This is a genomic window from Sporosarcina cascadiensis (assembly GCF_009650995.1).
Lineage (GTDB): Bacteria > Bacillota > Bacilli > Bacillales_A > Planococcaceae > Sporosarcina > Sporosarcina cascadiensis.
Genome location: NZ_WHVV01000001.1, coordinates 69,060 through 89,360, shown reverse-complemented (window position 1 = coordinate 89,360; position 20,301 = coordinate 69,060). Strand labels below are relative to the sequence as shown.

Genomic DNA, 20,301 nt, shown 5'->3' with positions numbered 1-20,301 from the left:
TTTGACCGAAACTCTATTTACGTCTATAAGAGAAGGGGAAAGGTGGTTTATCAACCAGTTCGGCAGAGACGAGTCATTTGACGCGACACGCCGGCGGATCCACCTGTGGGATAAAGAAATACTTCTTCTGTATATGAATGGACTGGTAGATGGAGAGGTCTTGACAACCTTACTGACAGAAATGCAATACCGCAATGAATTATTTAAGTCTGCTTCGTCCGATGAAGAAACGGACCGGGCGATGATCGATTATTTTCCGTATCATGCACTGGAAGTAGCGAAAGACGAGGATACGGTTGCCAAGTCACTTTTGAGCGGGCTGGCTGTCTTTGTGATGGCGGATGGCTTTACGTTCATACTGGACGTCCGTTCCTATCCCGGCAGGCAGCCTGAAGAGCCGGATACCGAGAAAGTAATTCGCGGCTCCCGTGACGGCTTTACAGAAAACATTTTGACGAACACCGCGTTAATACGCAGAAGGCTGCGCGCAACGGAGCTGCGATTTGAAATGCATGAGACGTCCGTAAAAGGCAAGACGGATATCGCCATCGCTTTTATGAAAGGTGCGGCAAATGAAGAACATCTGAATTTCGTCCGTGAACGCTTGGACAACTTGGAAACGGATGGTCTGACGATGTCTGATAAGTCGCTCGAGGAATTCTTGTTTAAGCAAGGGTTCCATCCGATGCCCTTCGTCCGTTATACAGAGCGTGCTGATATTTGTGCAGCCCATTTGCTCGAAGGCCATATTGCGATCATCGTGGATACTTCGCCCTCCGTGATTCTCGTGCCTGTAACACTTGTACATCATATGCAGCATGCGGAAGAATACAGGCAAGCGCCGTTGATCGGGACATTCATCCGTATGGTGCGTTTTACGGGAACCTTTCTGAGTTTGGTGATGCTGCCGTTTTGGTACTTACTGTCGACTGAGAAGCAGTTTGTTCCCGAAGCCATCAAGTATATCGGGCCGAATGAATGGGGAGAAGTGCCGCTGTTTGTCCAGCTTATACTGGCGGATGTCGGGATTGAAGTGCTGCGTATGGCGGCGATTCATACCCCGACACCGCTGTCGACCGCCATGGGATTAGTAGCAGCAATTGTTATCGGGCAGGTGGCGATTGACGTAGGGCTGTTTTCTTCGGAAGTCGTACTTTATGTCGCTGTCAGTGCAATTTTGACGTTTGCTATTCCTTCATTCGAATTAAGTATTACGACAAAAGTATTTCGAATCTTTTTGCTCGTTTCAACCGCTTTATTCGGTGCGCCTGGATTTTTTATAGCTTTCGCAGTCATGTACTTCTATCTATGTTCACTGAAACCGATGAATGTGCCATATTTGTGGCCGTTTACACCGTTTTTCCCGAAAGCGCTGCTGCGCGTTTTGATCCGTTTCCCGATGACCATCGATGATCCGCGGCCTTTCGTTACGAAATCGCCGAACCGTGACCGAATGTCATAATTACTGTTCATTCCCATAGAAGATTGCCTCTCTCTATCTTATTATGATAAAGTTTACCTTAGAGAAATCGGGAGGGGTATGCTGAATGCATCTTTATGGAACTCAGGCAGTGAATGAAAAAGGTCATTTAACAATAGGAGGGGTCGATGTTTCTGAACTTGCTTCGCAATATGGAACACCTGTCATGGTTTATGATACAGAGCTGTTCAAAGAGCGTGCGAATGCATTTAAGAAAACATTCGAGACGAAGGGTATAAAAGCGCAGGTTGCTTATGCTAGTAAAGCTTTTTCCTCCATTGCGATTTATCAATTGGCGGAGCAGCAGGGGCTGTCTCTGGACGTGGTGTCAGGAGGCGAACTGTATACAGCGGTTGCTGCAGGTTTCCCTCGTGAAAGGATTCATTTCCATGGAAATAATAAAAGCAGAGAAGAAATCATATATGCATTTGAAGAACAGATCGGCTGTATAGTAGTCGATAACTTTTTGGAAATAGCGCTCATCCAGGATATTGCGGCAGAACGTAAACAACAGATGAATGTGCTGATCCGTGTCACACCAGGCGTGGAAGCTCATACACATGATTATATTACGACGGGGCAGGAAGATTCCAAATTTGGATTTGATCTGAAAAATGGACAAACCGACCGGGCATTTGATGCGCTGCATGATCATGAATATATTAACTTCCTTGGTATGCACTGTCATATTGGATCACAAATTTTCGAAACAGATGCTTTTCGCTTTGCTGCAGAAGTACTGATGGAAAAAATGGTCAAATGGCGTGAGACGTATCAGTTTATATGCCCTGTACTCAATTTAGGCGGAGGCTTCGGCATACGTTACACGGAGGAAGATCAGCCGCTCGAGCCGGCAGTCTATGTAGAAGAAATGGCGGATGTTGTCAAAGCAATGTCGGAAGAGTGTGAGTATCCGGTGCCGGAGATTTGGATTGAGCCGGGCCGTTCACTTGTAGGCGATGCAGGGACAACGATCTATTCCGCCGGCAGCACAAAAGAAGTGCCGAATGTTCGCACATATGTAGCAGTTGACGGGGGGATGTCTGATAATATCCGTCCGGCTTTATATGACGCACATTATTCAAGCGCTGCTGCGAATCGAATGAATGAGCCGCATGATCAACAATGGACTATTGCCGGGAAGTGCTGTGAATCAGGTGATAAGCTGATCGAAAAAGCCTCCTTGCCGAATGTTGAAACAGGTGATCTGATCGCGATTTTCTGTACAGGTGCCTACACGTATTCGATGGCGAGCAACTATAACCGTCTGCCTCGTCCTGCGGTAGTATTTGCCGAAAGAGGACAGCATCAGCTGGTTGTAAGACGGGAAACATATGAAGACATTATCAAATTAGATCTCCCTCTTCAGCAAATGGGCAAGGAGTTTGCCGAATGAAGAAGAAAAACCTTTACCTATTTTTAGGAATTATTGTAATCGCACTGATTTGGGGAGTCGTCTATTGGTATTTTGTTGTTCCCGTCATCGACCCGAATTATCAATAAGGCCATGAGTTGAATAAAATGGAATGTTCGTGTAAACTGTACAGAGGATTTCTGAAAAGAAGGGGTTACTATTGAAACTTATCCGTTTTAAGAAAGCGCAAGAAAAAATCGCCATGGGTTTTCTATCTTATATTCCCAGCGAAAAAATGCTGCGAAAACTTCAGGAGACCATTCAGCAATATTTATGCGATGAGAACAGTCAGCTATTTCTATACAAAGAAGCTGAAGACTATATTGGGCTGATTGGTGTGGAACTGGATGAACTTAATAAAACCTACACAATTCAGCACATTTCTGTTAATCCATCTTTCCGCGGCGAAGGAATTGGCTATGAAATGGTGAAAGAGCTGGCATTGATCTATCCAGGCTATCAATGTAAAAGTACCGACTTTACAGAACAATTTATACAAAGCTGTAAAAGAAAAGAAGAAGGCGCAGATTCCTAACTGCTGCCCTTCTTCTTTTCTTCGCGTTGCAGCAGAATATCTGACCTGTCCCGCTGCATATGCTTATGAATGACGGACGCGCTGTTTTTCGGCAAGAGCAACAGGGAAGGTCTTGCAGTCTCTGCTGCCGCCTGAAGCTCAGGTGAAACAGGGAGCGGGAACGCCGTAAAACACGTACCAGATTGCATCCGATTTAAGCTGTTCTGGATATGATGAAGAACTTCATCAACCGCCACTTCGTCATAATAGACATCAAATTTAGCCGGTATCTGACGGAAGCGTTGCGAAGCCTTATTCATTGTCCGGGAAGCGCCGGTCACATTTCCTCTGCGCCAATGATACATACCGGTCGCCAGCAGGATATAAGCAGTCAGCGGATGATCTTTTGAAAAACCGTCCTGCGTTTTCCAATACTCCTCCAGCACTTCATGGCATTCGAAATAGTCTTGATTGTCATTGAAATACACAATAAACTGTAGAAAAAGAGGATGGTAGTAAGGGTTCAACCAAATCATTCCTTTCTGTTAAGGTAGGTAAGCAAAATGAGCTATAGTGTGAAACTAGAAGTATTTGAAGGACCGTTAGATTTACTGCTGCATTTGATCAACCGCTTGGAAATTGATATTTATGATATACCCATGGCAGAGCTGACCCATCAGTACATAGAGCATCTGCATGCCATGCGTGTTCTGCAGTTGGACGAATTAAGCGAGTACCTGGTGCTTGCGGCCACCCTTCTCGAAATCAAAAGTAAAATGCTGCTGCCTGTCAATGAGGAAGAAGAATTTGACGAGGAGTTTGATTACGACGAAGAAGATCCGCGTGAAGAACTGATTGCCAGATTAATTGAGTACCGAAGATATAAAGAAGCTGCCGACTCGCTGCGGGAATCAGCAGCAGACCGTGACGAACATTTTACGAAAAAGCCTGAAGATCTGGCGGATTACGGTGAATTACTGATACCTGAAACAGCAGAGCAGCTGAATGTCTTCGATTTGATTGGCGCGTTCCAAAAGATGCTTCAGCGAAAAAAACTTCGTCTGCCGCTTACTGCAAGTATAACAAAAACGGAGCAGTCTGTCGGCGATCAGATGTCCGCAATCATGGGCAAACTTGAAATCTGCGGTGGGGAATGTGGATTCCATGAGCTGTTTGACATGACAAATACAGCAGAGCTGGTTCTGACATTTGTTTCTTTGCTGGAACTTATGAAACTGCAAGAAGTCATAGTCCGGCAGAGTGATAATTTTGAAGAGTTGACAATCTCATTGATTCAGGGAGAGGAATGAAATGGAAATAGAAATTACACAGCTGGGCAAAGCCGAGAGTTTTTTATTCGTCGCGGGTGATGAAGGTCTGACACTTGCACAGCTTTCTGCTTTACTGGATTGTGACGAAGTGCAGGCAGATCAGATTATCGCCAGATTACAGAAGAATTATGATGACGGCGAGGAACGGGGCATTACGGTCAAGCGCTATGGCGGAAGTTTCCGCTTGGTGACGAAAGGCGAACTGGCGGATGAAATCAAGAAAATGCTCGAAAATCCGAAACCATCGACCTTTACACAGGCAGCACTTGAGGTCCTGGCAATCATCGCATACAAACAGCCCGTCACACGTGTGGAAGTGGATGATCTTCGGGGAGTGAAATCTGAACGGGCATTGTATTCATTGGCAGGCAAGGGTTTTGTCGAAGAAGTGGGAAGGATGGACGGTCCGGGGCGGCCGATTTTATATGGCACGACGGAGTTCTTTCTGGACCGTTTCGGCCTGGGGTCAATCGCTGAGCTCCCTCCGCTTTCATTGGAAGAAGAACAGGAAACGGAAGATCCGGATTTATTCATGACGAAGTTTCAGGAAGCTTTTTCAATACAGGGAGAAGGAGGACATGATGCTTGAGAAAGCGTTCGATGTTTGCACTCGTTGTCATGTGTATACTGCTGTTCAGCACACCACAATCGGCAGATGCATCTGGTTCTGCCTGGGCAGTAATTGATGCAGAGAACGGACGACTGCTAAAAGGAGAGAATGAGCATTCCCCGCTGCCGATTGCCAGTCTGACAAAAATGTGGACCGCGTATACATTTTTGGAGTTGCTGCCGGAAAATCAGGAAACAATCATTTCGAATGAAGCTGCCGCGGCAGAAGGCTCCTCGATTTATCTGGAGGCCGGATCTGCAGTGAAAACCCATGACCTGCTGTACGGACTGATGCTGCGCTCCGGCAATGATGCGGCACAGGCGCTTGCGGAGCATGCTGGAGGCTCATTGGAGGGGTTCGTTTATTTAATGAATGAACAGGCATCACATCACGGATTGGATCAGACGTATTTTACGAATCCATCCGGCCTGCATAACGAACAGCATCTTTCCTCAGCATACGACACAGCCAAAATGCTGTACTATGCAATGAAAAATCCAGACTTCCGAAAAATCGCCACGACGGTAAACTATCCGTTTGAGAATGAACAGGGGAAAAACAGCTGGCAGAATAAGCATCGCTTGCTCTTATCCGAGCCTTCCGCAATTGCGGGCAAAACGGGCTTTACGAAAGCGGCCGGCCGAACGCTCGCTACTTATTTTGAGAAAGACGGCAAGTCGGTCATAGTGGTGACACTGAATAACGGGGATGACTGGAGAACCCATAAACATCTTTCTCAGCAGGTATTTTCTGAATATCAACAGTACACTGTGGTGAAAAAAGGGCGCTATCAAGTTTTTCCTCATCTTACAGCGTCCATAGATCAGCCGATTAAAATGCTTGTCAGCAAAGAAGAGAAGAGAAATTTATCGAATGTGCTGCAAATTCCACAAACTGATGAACAACAGAAGGAAGGCTATTGGTCCGTCTACTTAGGAAAAGAACCCGTAAAGACTGTAGCAGTCAGCATCGAAAGCGATAAATAGCTATAATACTAACAATTTCGAAGATTGACCTGTCTAGGTCAGTCTTCTTTTCATTTAGCCCAAAGTGTGACATAATTTTTTACAGCATGTAACACCAAGGAGGAACCAATGGAAAGATTACAAAAAGTATTGGCGCAAGCTGGAGTGGCGTCTCGTAGAAAAGCTGAGAAACTGATTCTCGACGGCCTGGTTAAGGTGAACGGAAAAACGGTGACAGAACTTGGCACAAAAGTGAGCAGAACAGATACGATTGCAGTAGAAGGCGTTCAATTGACTAAAGAAACGCCTGTCTACTATTTACTCTATAAGCCCCGCGGCTACATATCTACCGTTGATGATGAAAAAGGACGCAAAACGGTCATGGACCTGGTACCTGAAGTAAGCCAGCGGATTTTCCCTGTCGGCAGATTGGACTATGACACGTCAGGCGTTCTGCTGCTGACAAATGACGGAGATTTTTCATACTTAATGACTCATCCGAAATTTGAAATTCAAAAACGTTATGTCGCGAAAGTAAAAGGCATTCCAACACGGGAAAACTTGAAAAAGTTAGAGACAGGAATTAATCTCGAAGATGGATTGACGGCGCCTGCTCAAGTAAAAATGACGACTGTCGATAAGAAAACTAATTCTGCTATTGTCGAAATTACGATCCACGAAGGCCGCAACAGACAAGTCCGCAGAATGTTTGAAGCAATAGGCTGTCCCGTTCAAAAGCTAAAACGTGAACAGTTTGCGAACTTGACGACACGCGGTTTAAATGCCGGCGAAGCGAGAGAGCTGACAACGCATGAACTGAAACAGTTGCGCGTTCTTGCGGAAACAGGCAAAATCGGCTGATAGAGGCGGTAAAAGTTCACAAACCTATCACTAGTGCTGCGTCAACTTTTTTTCCGTTTTGGTATAATGACTGTTGAACGTAAATTTGACGGGAGGTTTCATGATTGGCCAAGAAAGTAAACAAGAAAAAAAACCGGCTGATTTTCCGGACGGTCCTTCTCGTAATTATGGCGGCTATTATTGTATATGCGATTACTTCTAAAGATAAAGTGACAGTATTGGCTGAAGGAGACAAAGCTCCTGATTTCGAGCTGGTTGATCTGGATGGAAATGCGCATCGCTTATCAGATTACAAAGGCGAAGGTGTATTCTTGAATTTCTGGGGTACTTGGTGTCCGCCTTGTAAAAAAGAAATGCCGCATATGGAGGATATGTACAAAGACTTTGAAGCGAAGGGTGTAAATATCCTGACAGTGAATGTCGGAGAACCCAAAGTAAAGATTGAGCTTTTCAGAGATGACATGGGTCTTTCATTTCCAATGTTATGGGATAAGAATAAAACGGTAATGGATCTTTATAATATCAAACCGCTGCCTACGACTTTCTTAATTAACCCTGAAGGTAAAATTATAAAAATCATCAAACAAGGGATGACGGAAGAACAAATTAGGGAGTTTTTAGAAAGTATTCAGCCAAAGTAAGGAGTTTGTTACTCAATGAGCAATATTAAATGCCAATGCGGTCATGAAAACCCTTTTGGTACGGAGCTTTGTGAAAAGTGTGGACGGCCGTTGTCCGAAAAGGCGAAGAAAAGTGACATTGTGGATATGCGGTACGAAGGCTCTTCCAGAAGGTCTCAAACTTACAGCAGCTCCATCATCGATAAAATTTGGAACTTTTTCTCGAGTGTAAAAATCGGGGTCAGCATCATAGCAGCTGTGTTGATTGCTTCCGCAATCGGTACGATTTTTCCTCAGAAGTTCTATGTACCTGCGACAACTGATGCAGAATATCTGGCATACTATGAGCGTCTGTACGGCACTGTCGGAAAACTATATTATCAGCTCGGTTTTTATGATATGTATAATAGCTGGTGGTTTAAAATCCTGGTCGGAATGCTCGGAACTTCTATTATTATCGCAAGTATAGACCGTGTAATTCCGCTGTATAAATCACTGAAAAAACAGCGGACACGCCGTCACCCATCCTTTATGAAACGTCAGCGAATTTTTGGAGAAGGCGAAATCGTAAACACAAAAGAGTCGCTCGATAATGCTGAAAAGAAACTGAAAGATTTTCATTATAATATAAAAAGAGAAGACGGAGCGATCCTGGCAGAAAAACACCGGTTTTCCCGCTGGGGCCCTTATGTAAACCATACCGGCTTGATCATCTTTTTTATCGGTGTTCTATTGCGTGGGATACCCGGTTTCTATGTAGATGAAACGATGTGGCTTCGTGAAGGCGAAACCCGCAATATCATTGGTGCAGACGGTTACGTTCTGGAAAATCGCGGATTTATTTTAGAAAACTATACGAAGGAAGAAGCAGAGGAAGTTTTCGGAGCAGCACTTGACAAAGTAGGTAGTGTTGTAAAAAACTACCAAACAGATGTCACCCTGTACAAGAAAAAAGACGGGGCGCTGCCTGGAAGTGACGATCTTGAAAAAATGAAAGACTATTCCATTGTTGTAAATAAACCGTTGACATTTAATGGCTACAGCGTTTTCCAGATGGATTATAAGTTGAATGAATTGAGTACCATGACATTTCATTTAGTAGAAAAAACAACCGAAAAATCGTTGGGAGAATTCACGGTCAATCTGAGTAATCCAGAAAAAGAGTATGACCTAGGAAATGGATCTACAGTTGATATGCTCGGTTTTTATCCTGATTACGACGGAATTAAGGACGGCGAGCCATACTCCAAGTCGCCAATTCCGAATAACCCGGCCTTCATTTTTCAAATGAACACGCCTGATAAGCCGGAGGGCGAAAAGAGTTTTATTGCCATCCAGCAAACGTTAGAGGTTGAAGAAAATGATTATGCAGTGAAGTTTGCCGCTGCTGATACTCGAAACATTTCCGGTTTAACGATTAGGAAAGACAAGACATTATACATTCTCTTGCTGGGCGGACTGGTCTTTATGATCGGTGTTATTCAGGGCATGTACTGGCAACATCGCAGAATCTGGATTCAAGAGGATTCAGAAGGACATCTATTGATTGCTGCACACACGAATAAAAACTGGTTCTCTTTACGAAAAGAACTAGATAAATTACGGGAGTCTGCAGACTTGCCTGCTTATATTGATCGTCAGGATCCTGAGTTGGACAAGCTAGAACAGGAAGGGGACGAAAACATATGGACTTAGTTACCATCAGCAGTAACTTATTATTTGTTTCATTTGTTGCCTATTTAGTGGCTACACTGTTTTTTGGTGGAGCAATTAAGAAATCGAAAACAGAAAAAGCTTATCACAACAGTAAGTGGGGAACCATCGGTCTGATCATTACAATCATCGGATTCCTAACCCACTTAGGATATTTCTTTACAAGATGGGCCGCTTCAGGTCATGCACCGCTCAGTAACATGTTCGAGTTTACAACTGCATTTGGAATGATGCTCGTAGGAGCATTCATTCTGCTGTATATTATCTACCGGACACCGTCGCTCGGATTATTTGCATTGCCGGTTGCGATTATCATTATCTCTTATGCGACCATGTTTCCGCGGGATGTTACTCCGTTGATTCCTGCATTGCAGAGTAAATGGTTGTTCATCCACGTAATTACAACAGTTATCGGTGAATCTATCCTTGCGATCAGTGCGATTGCAGGACTTGTATTTCTAGTGAAAAATATAGATATGACAAAAAAGTCCAAACAACGTTTTTGGATTGAAGCAGTGATGTATACGCTGATTCTTGTACTTGGTTTTGTAGTCACATCCACGACATTCAAAGTGATGAATTATGAAGCTGAATTTACGTATATTGATAAAAATCAGGAGCCCGCTGAAATTACGTATCATGTCCCTCCATTATTTGGGATGAACGAATACGAAGCAATGACACCTGATGCAATGACGCCTTTCTTTGAACTGCCGCCGATTATAAACGCTCAAAAGATGTCTACTCTTGTGTGGTCTCTTGTGGTAGGTTCTGTGCTGTATATAATCTTGCGCTTGATTGCGCGCAAGCCGATTGCTGCGGTTTTCCAGCCGCTCGCAAGAAAAGCCAATTCTCAGCTGATGGATGAAATCGGCTATCGGGCTGTACTGATCGGCTTTCCGGTCTTTACACTCGGTGCACTGATCTTCGCTATGATTTGGGCGCACGAAGCCTGGTCGAGATTCTGGGGATGGGATCCAAAAGAAGTTTGGGCTCTCATCACATGGCTGTTCTATGCTGCGTTTCTTCACTTGCGTCTGTCACGCGGATGGGAAGGTCAGAAATCGGCTTGGCTGGCTGTAATAGGTTTCGTCATCATTATGTTTAACTTGATCGCGGTTAACCTGATTATTGCAGGCTTGCATTCATACGCATAACAGCGGACTGCATGGCAAACATTGTCATGCAGTCTTTTTATTTCTTTTTAAAGAAGATAAATTGTACAATAGGAGATAGAAGACTGTCGAAAGGGGCAATGATTTGTGGAAGAGACTGTGAAGCTATTAGTAGTTGACGATGAGGATCGGATCCGTCGGCTTCTGAATATGTATTTATCCCGTGAAGGCTACGAAATCGATGAAGCGGTAGATGGTGCGGAAGCATTGGAGAAAGCGTTTTCTGAACAGTATGACTGCATCTTGCTGGACGTAATGATGCCGGAGAAAGACGGACTGGAAGTACTTGCCGAACTGCGTGAAAATAAACAAATGACTCCTGTCATTCTGTTGACGGCAAAAGGAGAAGAATCGGATCGTGTCGGAGGTTTTGAGAGCGGCGCAGATGATTATATTGTCAAACCGTTCAGTCCCAGAGAAGTGGTTCTGCGCGTTAAAGCGATGCTCAGGAGATCTGTTTCTTTCCCGAACGTTTCGACTTCATCCACCTCCAAAGATTTGGTTGTCTTCCCTCAGCTGACGATTGATCACGATGCACACCGCGTCACGGCGGAAGGCAAAGAGGTAAATTTAACGCCGAAAGAATATGAATTGCTTTATTTCCTGGCGAAGTCTCCAGATAAAGTGTTCGACAGGGAACAATTGCTGAAAGAAGTTTGGCATTATGAATTTTTCGGTGACTTGCGGACGGTAGATACCCACGTCAAACGTCTCCGTGAAAAACTCAGCCGCGTATCTGAACGGGCAGCTAAAATGATCGTCACCGTTTGGGGTGTCGGCTATAAGTTCGAGGTTCCGAACGAATGATCAGAATATGGAATTCAATTGTCGGGAAGCTATGGGCCACCATATTGCTTCTCGTTTCATTTGTATTGTTCATTGTGACATTGCTTCTGCTTGAATTTCTGGATAATTTTCATACGAAACAGGCGGAAGAGTCTTTGCAGAGGGAAGCTGCCACCATCAGCAAAATTGTCAATGACCGGGAAGAACGATCATCGAGTTCCATGCACCAAATTATTGATGACATATTAGATATGGAAACGAATGCAGTAATAGTCGATGAGCAAGGGACTGTTCTGTATTCTTTTCACAATGCGGACGCGAAAGAGGAAATCGAAAAGAAACTGCTGTCTGAAAACAGCCTATTCAGATCTCCTGAGGCAGGGAAGCAGAAAGTGAAAGAAATGATTCTGCCTTCATTGACGGAAGATAAAGTAATGGAACAGTATCTGATTCTGTCCTATCCGTTTACACAGCTGTCAGGCGAAAAAGCCAGTGTTCTGATGTATCAGAGTCTGGATGCCGTGCATCGGACAACAAAAAGCACGACAAACATCGTATTTCTGTCAGCCTTCATCGCATTTATACTGACTACGTTTTTTGCATTTTTCCTATCAACACGAATTACACTGCCTTTGCGCAAAATGAAACAGGCGGCATTTGAATTGTCTAAAGGGAACTTTGATACACATCTGCCAGTCGCTCAAAAAGATGAAATCGGTCAGCTGGCGACGGCCTTTAATCAGATGGGACGGCAATTGAAATATAATATCGAACTGATCAAACAGGAGAAAGAGCAATTATCCAGCATCCTCACATCGATGGCGGATGCAGTCGTTACATTTAATCAAGATTATTCTATTTTACTGAAAAATCCACAGGCAGAGCTGCTGCTGAAAAAGTGGTACGGCTATAATAATAATAAGAATAAACCGCTCCCTAAGGAAGTTTTCCACATGCTGGAACATGCGATTTCATTTTCTGAAGAAGTGGAAGATGAACTGGAATTGGGCGGTCAGTTTTATGTTATATCCATTAGTCCGCTATACAGTGAAAACAGTATACGCGGTGCTGTCGCTGTGTTCCGGGATATGACGGAGCAGCATAAGCTGGATAAATTGCGCTCAGATTTCATTGCCAATGTTTCTCATGAACTGCGGACTCCGATATCCATGCTGCAAGGCTACAGTGAAGCAATTATAGATGACGTGGTCAGCAGTGAAGAAGAACGTATGGAAATGGTTCAGATCATTCATGACGAATCAAAGAGGATGAGCCGTCTGGTAACTGATCTATTGAACCTGGCAAGAATGGATTCCGGCCATATACAGCTGCAGGAACAGCCTATGCCGATTGTTGAATTCCTCAATCGAATGGTGACAAAGTTCTCACAGGTGGCAAAGGATGCACATGTTAACTTGTCACTCGATACAAATGAATCGTCCGATTTAACTGTTATGGCAGATGAAGACCGTTTGGAGCAAGTGTTTACCAATCTGATTGATAATGCGATCCGTCACACTCATGATGGAGGCGCTGTGACACTCGGTGTTTATCAGACGAACGGAATGATTGATATGACTGTGTCGGATACAGGTGTCGGCATACCTGAAAAAGATCTGCCTTTTGTATTTGAACGTTTTTATAAAGCGGATAAAGCGAGGACGCGGGGTAAAGGCGGCACAGGTTTAGGTCTGGCCATTGCGAAGAATATTATGGAAGCACACCGCGGTACGATACTGGCGACACGCGGAGATGTCAATGGGACCATCTTCATTTGTTCACTTCCATTAACAAAGAACTGAAACTTTTCCTCGAATAAAACGACTACTCTATAGAACGAGGGGATTGAATGGATGATTCCATTTTTCTGCGATTATATGAAGACTTTCATCACGATGTGTTCAATTTTTTGACGTACTTGACACGCAATCGCGACATCGCAGAGGATCTGATGCATGAAGTGTATGTGCGTGTGTTGAAATCATATGGAAGTTTTGAAGGCAAAAGCTCTGAAAAAACTTGGTTGTTTGCAATTGCGAAAAATGTGTCAATCGATTACTTCCGCAAGCAGGCGACAATGAAAAAACATACGGATCTTCATTTTGATTGGGAAGCACAGCAGCTTGAATCAGCAGATCGATTGCCTGAACAGCTGGTAGAAATGGATGAAGAGACACAATTGGTGTTGGAAGAACTGCATCAATGCACTGGTGATCAAAAAATGGTTATCCTGATGCGTTTCTTCCAAGATCTAAGCATTGCAGAAACGGCTGAAGTGCTTGGGTGGACTGAAGCAAAGGTGAAAACTACCCAGCATCGTGCGGTTAAGGCGCTGAAAGACAAAGTGGAAGCGCGTTCGGTGGGAAAGGGGCGATTATATGAGTAATGATCAGTGGAATGAAGACAAGATTAAAAAGTCATTACGCAATATGCCTGAGATTTCAGATCACCGCTCGAAAGAAGAAATATTGCAACGACTGAAAAACGACACGAGACTGAGCGAAGAATTACAGCCGAAAAGGAAACAGAAGAAACCAAAATGGCCGCCGATTCTTGCGGCAGTGGCAGCAGTTTTTTTGCTAAGTATTTTGATTCCAACTTTTCTTAATCAATCGAGTCAAGTATCGATGGATAAAGCGGTAACGGAGAGAGACAAAATGGATGATTCCCAATTGGATAACAGTGCGGAGTCAGCCCAAAGTCTTCCTGCTGAAACTTTTCAAATCCCTGAAGAGGAATCAGCCGCATTCTCAAGAAAATTCACGGGGGCACCGCCGCATTATGCGGTCTACCTGTCTGATGTAAAAGATTACACGGCATTTCATATCGGGCTTGCCACCAATCAAGCCACAATTGTCCCGATAACTTTCCTGATTCCAAATGAACAGATTGGGGCTGATCTGGGAATCGAGCCGGATGCGGTCGCATTGTATAACCGGTATGCGGGGGAAATCGATGAAGATTCACTCGGCTTTACTTCTTATCATCCTTATAAAGCGGATATTTCATCAAATGGGAATCAGGTTCTTATGAAGTTGTTTGACAAGCATTCCTATGACATGGGGAGTGCCGCGTTAGAAATGCTAAAACTTTCTGTCCAGGATACATTTTACGGCTTCGATGAAGTCCAATTTCTGAAAGAAGACGGCTCTCCGATTACTTTCGATCAAGCAGGAGAAGCAAGTGAGCCTGCGAAAATTAGCGGAAACAAGTCGCGGCAGGCCTATTACCGGTTCACTCAGGATAATGGCGAAGAACTGCTGTCATCGGATTTTGGAAAAACCTTTGATAGCGCGGAACAAGCACTGGCAGCTATGAAGGAAAATCCGAATGATGTGTATTCGAGTGTTATTCCCGAAGGCATAGATTTTACGGTAACCGAAAATAAGGAATTGCTGCAAGTGAAATTTACCGGGCCGTTGAATATAGAGCATTTAGAAATGGAAGATGCTATGCAGATGATTGAAGGGATTCTGCTGACTGCTGCAAGCTTCAATCTGCAAGTTGAATTTGAACAAGTGGTGCAAGAGCAGTGGAGCGATTTTGACTTTACAAAACCGCTGCCCAAGCCGATTGGAGCCAATCCTAAATTTCTTATTCTCGAATAATTCTGTTTTGTAGACGCCAGTAGTTTACAAAACAGTTTTTTTTAGATACAATAGGAGTATAACTTAATATTGATTCATCTTCGGGGCAGGGTGTAATTCCCGACCGGCGGAAATGAAATAGTTTTCTATTTTTAGCCCGCGAGCTTAACAGCTGATTCTGGTGAGATTCCGGAGCCGACAGTATAGTCTGGATGGGAGAAGGTGAAGGTGCAGCCATCTTTTTGTGTACGCAAAAAATGGTGCTTGTTTACACACGGATAAATCTCAGGATTTCATCTGTTATTAACAATGCATTTAATTCTCCCTAAAGCATAGTTGCTTTAGGGATTTTTTAGCGAAGCAGCAGATGTGCGGCCCTTTCCTCTTTTGAAGTGAATCGCAAAAGGAGAGAGGAACAAATGAATAGCAAGAAGTTACACAAATTGATTTTGATCGCAATACTGGGAAGTATCTCAACCGTTTTAATGCAGTTTAACTTCCCGCTGCCTGCAATGCCTGGATTCCTGAAAATTGATTTCAGTGAAATCCCAGCAGTCATGGCAATTATGACGATGGGGCCGGTTGCAGGAATTGGAGTGGAATTACTGAAGAACGTGATGCACTGGTTTTTATCCGGAAGCCCGACAGGCGTGCCGGTTGGTGAAATTGCAAACTTTATGACAGGCGTACTGTTCATCATGCCGATTTACTGGATTTTTATGAAATACCGTTCGGCAAAAGGCCTAGCTGCAGGATTGATTGCAGGCACAACCGCTATGGCGGTAGGAATGAGCTTATTGAATTACCTGGTGTTCCTGCCGATGTACACATATTTCTTAGGCATGCCGGCAGTGACAGGAAATGCGCTTTATCAAATGATTATTCTCGGAATCTTGCCTTTTAACCTGATCAAAGGTGTTATATTACTGGCAATTTCGTTAATGCTATATAGAAGCATGGAAAAATGGATTCTTCAGCAGCAGAAAAAACTGCTCGCATAATATATGAAACAGCAGCCTCCTTTTGAATAACAGAGGAGACTGCTGTTTTTAGTTTTATTGAAGAAAGGAGTGTGATCGCTTGTCAAAAGGATTATTTCATCATGTGGAGATATATGTCTCAGATCTAGAAAAATCAATTCAATTTTGGGGTTGGTTGTTAGAGGAATTAGGCTGCAGTCTCTATCAGGGATGGGAACAGGGGAGAAGTTGGAAAATAGATGATACATACATCGTTTTTGTACAGATAGAAGAACGCTTTATGGATGTGGCATACCATAGATGCCGGACAGGTTTAAATCATTTGGCCTTTCACGCTGAGTCGCGTCAACATATCAATGATATTATCGGGAAATTAAAAGATAAAGGAATTCCCGTCCTTTACCCTGAACAACATCCGTATGCCGGAGGAACAAAACATTACGCCGTTTACTTTGAAGACCCAGATAGAATAAAAGTGGAACTAGTCACTCCTTAAGAAGAAGGTTATGTCACTCGGAAATAAGCAATCAGTTAAGGTTACGTGACGAGTATTCAGATAAATAAAAAACAACACATCCATTACTCTGGAAGTGTTGTTGATTACGAATCAATCTTCATATTTTAAGGGATCGCCTTCGAAAGGGTCATCCGCTATTTTAATCGAATCAGTAGGACAGCCATCGAACGCATCTTCGAGATCCTCCATCAGTTCTTCTGGAACTTCAGTGTTTCCCGTGTTATCATCTAAAATAACAAACGCGATTCCCTCATCATCATAATCGTAGATATCCGGTGCCGCAGCTCCGCATGCTCCGCAGGCTATACATGTATCCTGATCTACAATTGTATATTTTTTTTCAGACATTGTCTTTCTCCCTTCCCGTTCACTCAACCTATTTTGTATCTACTCTATTCTAAAGCTGTTTTCATCACTTTTCAACAATAAAACTTTATTTCTTGTGGAGGGAGTGCAATTGAATTTTGTTTCGATCTTATTAACGATGTTCCAGCACCTGCATGGCGAACGTTCGGCTTCCGGTGTCTATCATATTCTGCGCGGCAAACGGTCAGGCCAGACATTGCAAGACGTAGAAAACTATCAGCTGAAACCTTTTTATGCTCTGTTTCCTGCTCTCTCAGCCGCAGATTTTCAACAATTGATTGAGCGGATGACGGAAGAAGGCCTAATACATACAGAAGAACAGGTTGTATTTGTGACAGCAAAAGGACACAATCAGCTGCCGAATGAAGAATGGCATTTCAACGGCTGGGAATACCGGGGCAAAGAGAGGGAATTCATGAAGCGGCTTGCCCTGACGGTTCAAACACTTTCGCAGCTTCGATCAGGTGAAACGATGTTTACCCCCATTCAAAACGAATTACATATCCAGCAATTTGTTAAAGAATTCATTCGCAGTCATCGACAGACGACTCGATTAGCGGATTCTTTGCGGCAGGAATTGGAGTTATTGCTGAATGAAGCAACATTCAGCGCAGTTCAGTGTACGATACTTATGTACCGCCTGACTGGTCATCAGAAGACGGCATTTACCTGGGATCAATTGGCGGAAGTACTGGCACTTCCTGTTGAAACCATTCAGCTGTATTTTTTGGAAAGTCTTCATAAAGCCCTTGATTTCATGGGTCGGTCTGAAGAATTGCCTCTGCTAACAACTCTTTCGGCCGGCTGCAGGGTGGAGATTTATTTGACACAGTCCGCAGAACGTTCAAGGAAGTTATTCCAGCAAGGCTTTTCAATAGAGCAGATTGCTTCGCTCCGTCAGTTGAAACTGAGTACCATTGAAGATCATATGATTGAAATGGCGGCAAACAGCCTGCATTTTCCATTTGCCCGGTTTATTTCGGAAGAACAGATTGAAAAGGTCTGGCAGCACATAGACCGGCTGCAGACGAAGCGGCTGCGCCTGCTGAAGGAACAGTCTCCGGAGTTATCTTATTTTGAGCTGAGGCTGATCATCATGCATGGAAGGCGGGTGGAGGACAAGTGAATCTACAGCAGGTACTTCATGACAAATTCGGCTATTCATCATTTCGACCCGGACAGGAAGAAGTGATCCGTCATATCTTAGAAGGCAGAGATACGGCTGCAATTTTTCCAACAGGAATGGGAAAGTCCCTGTGCTATCAGCTGCCCGCATACGTAATGGAAGGCGCCGTCATTATTGTGTCGCCCCTTGTTGCGCTGATGGAAGACCAGGTAGCAATCTTGCGTAAAACCAAAGAAAAACGTGTGGTGGCCATTAATTCATTTTTATCCAGACAGGAGAAGGATTTGGCGCTCAGTACACTGCACCGCTATAAGTTCATTTTCCTTTCACCTGAAATGTTGATGCAGTCCCATGTGCAGCAGCTGATCGAGCAACTGAAAGTCGCCTTCTTTGTCGTTGATGAAGCACATTGTATATCAGAATGGGGTTTTGATTTCCGTCCCGACTACTTACGGATGAAGGATTTCTTTTCTACAGAACACAGAGCGCCTATTCTGGCATTGACCGCGACAGCCAATGATCAAGTGATTTCAGATATCTCTTCTTATTTGAATTTACAGCATCCGCATATCGAAAGGCTGCCGATAGATCGTCCGGCTATTTCTTACCGGGTTCTGCACTTGGAAAACCAAAGAGCGAAAACCGATTGGATCATTGAGAGACTTTCTTCTACAAGGGGACCCGGCATTATCTATGTCGCCTCAAGGAAGCGGGCGGATGAACTGTCTGCAATCATAAGAGAGAATAATATCCGGACCGCCAGTTACCACGGCGGCAAGGAGCAGGATGAACGTTCAATCATCCAAGAGCAATTTGTTCAGGGAGAACTGGATTGGATTTGTGCAACAAATGCATTTGGAATGGGGATTCACAAAGATGATATCCGGCAAATTATCCACGAACACCTGCCTGCTACTCCGTCAGCTTATATTCAAGAAGTCGGAAGAGCAGGCAGGGACGGGAAGAAAGCGGCAGCTACATTGCTGTACAGTGAACGGGATATTGAAAAATTGAAGTTCATTATCTATGAAGATCTGCCGGTCGAACAGCAAATTCGTTATTATCATACACTTGTGCAGACAGGTGAATCGGTAAAGCTTGCAGCCGAACAGGCAGGACTGAGTGAAGTAGCTGCCCGTCTGCTGGACTACTATTTTGAACAATTTGATGTACATCATGTTATTCAGCAAATGCGAGATATCATTCAGGTCAAAGAACGACAGATCAGCGAGATGCAGAAGTATGTAAAAAGTGATGGCTGTCTGCGAAAACAGCTGCTCAGTTATTTCGGTGAAAAACCTGTTATCGCAGCAGATGAGTGTTGTTCGCTATGCGCAGAACCTGACGACAGCTGGCTTATGCAAACGAATGTCGCAGATAAACATTTGAGCGAATTAAACTGGCGGGAACGACTTCAGCAGTTACTTGGCTAAGGCATCTGTCCTTATTTACTTTTCCGACAAAATTCGGCATAATGGTAGTAAGTATACATTCGAATCGTGTCTGTTTCTTGAGAGTTTAAGAAATGAATTACATCCCATAATGAAAAAGGGTATTATGAGGTGTGAAGGAGAAGTTGCATATGAAAAAAAATCAATACGAAGAAGACTTTGAGCAGCAGCGCAAAGAGATTATAGTAGAAGAGTCTAAAGAAATTCCTTCCCGGACTGAAGTTCATCAGTCGAAAAAGAAGGAGAAAAAAAACCGAACAAAACTGATCAACATCATTTTGGCTGTGTTCACATTAATTCCAATCGTAATTTTAATATATGTTTTATCCGATCTTTATTCACCATCCGTGCCGAATCAAGTTCCGGTAGAAAAAGCTAAGGTATCGATCAGCAGTAACACGGCAGTGAAAGAAGACGAACCTAAAGCAGATGATACAAAAAAGCCTGCGGTCGTCGTCAATCCTGAAAAGCCTGTAGAACAGCAGAAGAAACCTGCCGAAAAGCCGGCGGATCCACCAAAAAAAGAGCCGGTTCAAAAGCAGCCTGCACAAAAACCGGTTCAGAAACCCGAACCAAAACCTGAACCAAAACCGAAACCGAAACCAGTTGAGAAGCCAGTACAAAAACCAGTGCAAAGCGCAAAGTCTCATGTTGTTAAATCAAATGAAACACTGTATCGTATTTCGGTCAATTACTACGGCGACGGTTCTCATGTGCAGAAGATTCAGCAGGCCAATGGATTATCTTCAAATGAAATCCATGTAGGACAGACATTGGTTCTGCCATAAACAGCTAAGCATCATTT

The 20,301-nt window shown here is 43.9% G+C and carries 21 protein-coding genes and 1 riboswitch; of the genes, 19 read left to right on the top strand and 2 right to left on the bottom strand.

The features are described 5' to 3' along the window. The first annotated feature begins 1 nt into the window (after window position 1). From GDZ68_RS00460 to GDZ68_RS00450, 3 genes are all read left to right on the top strand, one after another. Entirely contained in the window at window positions 2–1,462 is a 1,461-nt protein-coding gene (locus GDZ68_RS00460) for a spore germination protein (protein ID WP_153720310.1), read from the top strand. Window positions 1,463–1,547: 85 nt separating this feature from the next. Next, window positions 1,548–2,876 (top strand): diaminopimelate decarboxylase, encoded by a 1,329-nt coding sequence (lysA, locus tag GDZ68_RS00455; protein WP_153720309.1) that lies wholly within the window; start codon window positions 1,548–1,550, stop codon window positions 2,874–2,876. Window positions 2,877–3,054: 178 nt separating this feature from the next. Beyond that, entirely contained in the window at window positions 3,055–3,429 is a 375-nt protein-coding gene (locus tag GDZ68_RS00450; protein WP_153720308.1) for a GNAT family N-acetyltransferase, read from the top strand. On the opposite strand, the gene GDZ68_RS00445 is transcribed toward GDZ68_RS00450, so the two are convergent. Then, window positions 3,426–3,935 (bottom strand): DUF309 domain-containing protein, encoded by a 510-nt coding sequence (locus tag GDZ68_RS00445; RefSeq protein ID WP_153720307.1) that lies wholly within the window; start codon window positions 3,933–3,935, stop codon window positions 3,426–3,428. The two genes, GDZ68_RS00450 and GDZ68_RS00445, sit on opposite strands and share 4 nt — an antisense overlap. A 36-nt stretch (window positions 3,936–3,971) precedes the next feature. On the opposite strand from GDZ68_RS00445, the gene GDZ68_RS00440 reads away from it, so the two are divergent. The 13 genes from GDZ68_RS00440 to GDZ68_RS00380 all read left to right on the top strand — a co-directional run bounded on the left by GDZ68_RS00440 (window position 3,972) and on the right by GDZ68_RS00380 (window position 16,532). Further along, window positions 3,972–4,718, top strand: coding sequence for a segregation/condensation protein A (locus GDZ68_RS00440; protein WP_153720306.1), 747 nt, complete (start codon window positions 3,972–3,974; stop codon window positions 4,716–4,718). Between the two features lies 1 nt (window position 4,719). Continuing rightward, window positions 4,720–5,328 carry an SMC-Scp complex subunit ScpB gene (gene scpB / locus GDZ68_RS00435; RefSeq protein WP_153720305.1) on the top strand — a complete coding sequence of 203 codons (609 nt, stop codon included), beginning with the start codon at window positions 4,720–4,722 and terminating at the stop codon, window positions 5,326–5,328. Next, window positions 5,325–6,335: a D-alanyl-D-alanine carboxypeptidase family protein gene (locus GDZ68_RS00430; protein ID WP_228550964.1), complete on the top strand. Its 1,011-nt coding sequence runs from the start codon at window positions 5,325–5,327 to the stop codon at window positions 6,333–6,335. The genes scpB and GDZ68_RS00430 overlap by 4 nt, the downstream gene beginning before the upstream one ends. Before the next feature lie 108 nt (window positions 6,336–6,443). After that, entirely contained in the window at window positions 6,444–7,175 is a 732-nt protein-coding gene (locus tag GDZ68_RS00425; protein ID WP_153720304.1) for a pseudouridine synthase, read from the top strand. Window positions 7,176–7,279: 104 nt separating this feature from the next. Then, the gene (gene resA / locus GDZ68_RS00420) at window positions 7,280–7,816 is read left to right on the top strand and encodes a thiol-disulfide oxidoreductase ResA (protein ID WP_153720303.1); all 537 of its coding nucleotides are present in this window, start codon (window positions 7,280–7,282) and stop codon (window positions 7,814–7,816) included. Between the two features lie 15 nt (window positions 7,817–7,831). After that, the gene (resB, locus tag GDZ68_RS00415) at window positions 7,832–9,490 is read left to right on the top strand and encodes a cytochrome c biogenesis protein ResB (protein ID WP_153720302.1); all 1,659 of its coding nucleotides are present in this window, start codon (window positions 7,832–7,834) and stop codon (window positions 9,488–9,490) included. Further along, on the top strand, window positions 9,481–10,665 hold the full coding sequence (gene ccsB / locus GDZ68_RS00410; protein WP_153720301.1) for a c-type cytochrome biogenesis protein CcsB: 1,185 nt from the start codon (window positions 9,481–9,483) through the stop codon (window positions 10,663–10,665). Before resB ends, ccsB begins: the two co-directional genes overlap by 10 nt. A gap of 105 nt (window positions 10,666–10,770) precedes the next feature. Then, a complete protein-coding gene (locus GDZ68_RS00405; protein WP_153720300.1) occupies window positions 10,771–11,490 on the top strand; it encodes a response regulator transcription factor in 720 nt (239 codons plus the stop codon). Then, a complete protein-coding gene (locus tag GDZ68_RS00400; protein ID WP_153720299.1) occupies window positions 11,487–13,271 on the top strand; it encodes an ATP-binding protein in 1,785 nt (594 codons plus the stop codon). The genes GDZ68_RS00405 and GDZ68_RS00400 overlap by 4 nt, the downstream gene beginning before the upstream one ends. Window positions 13,272–13,318: 47 nt before the next feature. Next, window positions 13,319–13,855 (top strand): sigma-70 family RNA polymerase sigma factor, encoded by a 537-nt coding sequence (locus tag GDZ68_RS00395; protein ID WP_153720298.1) that lies wholly within the window; start codon window positions 13,319–13,321, stop codon window positions 13,853–13,855. Beyond that, window positions 13,848–15,077, top strand: a complete 1,230-nt coding sequence (locus GDZ68_RS00390) for a GerMN domain-containing protein (RefSeq protein WP_153720297.1) — start codon at window positions 13,848–13,850, stop codon at window positions 15,075–15,077. Before GDZ68_RS00395 ends, GDZ68_RS00390 begins: the two co-directional genes overlap by 8 nt. A gap of 72 nt (window positions 15,078–15,149) precedes the next feature. Next, window positions 15,150–15,284: riboswitch (FMN riboswitch) on the top strand. A gap of 191 nt (window positions 15,285–15,475) precedes the next feature. Continuing rightward, window positions 15,476–16,057 (top strand): ECF transporter S component, encoded by a 582-nt coding sequence (locus tag GDZ68_RS00385; RefSeq protein WP_153720296.1) that lies wholly within the window; start codon window positions 15,476–15,478, stop codon window positions 16,055–16,057. Window positions 16,058–16,136: 79 nt separating this feature from the next. Then, the gene (locus tag GDZ68_RS00380) at window positions 16,137–16,532 is read left to right on the top strand and encodes a VOC family protein (protein ID WP_153720295.1); all 396 of its coding nucleotides are present in this window, start codon (window positions 16,137–16,139) and stop codon (window positions 16,530–16,532) included. Window positions 16,533–16,643: 111 nt separating this feature from the next. On the opposite strand, the gene GDZ68_RS00375 is transcribed toward GDZ68_RS00380, so the two are convergent. Beyond that, window positions 16,644–16,901, bottom strand: coding sequence for a ferredoxin (locus GDZ68_RS00375; protein ID WP_153720294.1), 258 nt, complete (start codon window positions 16,899–16,901; stop codon window positions 16,644–16,646). 109 nt (window positions 16,902–17,010) lie between these two features. Here GDZ68_RS00375 and GDZ68_RS00370 point away from each other — a divergent pair, with 109 nt between their 5' ends. The 3 genes from GDZ68_RS00370 to GDZ68_RS00360 all read left to right on the top strand — a co-directional run bounded on the left by GDZ68_RS00370 (window position 17,011) and on the right by GDZ68_RS00360 (window position 20,284). Beyond that, entirely contained in the window at window positions 17,011–18,045 is a 1,035-nt protein-coding gene (locus GDZ68_RS00370; protein WP_153720293.1) for a helix-turn-helix domain-containing protein, read from the top strand. Beyond that, the gene (locus GDZ68_RS00365; protein ID WP_153720292.1) at window positions 18,042–19,478 is read left to right on the top strand and encodes a RecQ family ATP-dependent DNA helicase; all 1,437 of its coding nucleotides are present in this window, start codon (window positions 18,042–18,044) and stop codon (window positions 19,476–19,478) included. Before GDZ68_RS00370 ends, GDZ68_RS00365 begins: the two co-directional genes overlap by 4 nt. Before the next feature lie 149 nt (window positions 19,479–19,627). Continuing rightward, on the top strand, window positions 19,628–20,284 hold the full coding sequence (locus GDZ68_RS00360; RefSeq protein ID WP_153720291.1) for a LysM peptidoglycan-binding domain-containing protein: 657 nt from the start codon (window positions 19,628–19,630) through the stop codon (window positions 20,282–20,284). Window positions 20,285–20,301 lie beyond the last annotated feature (17 nt).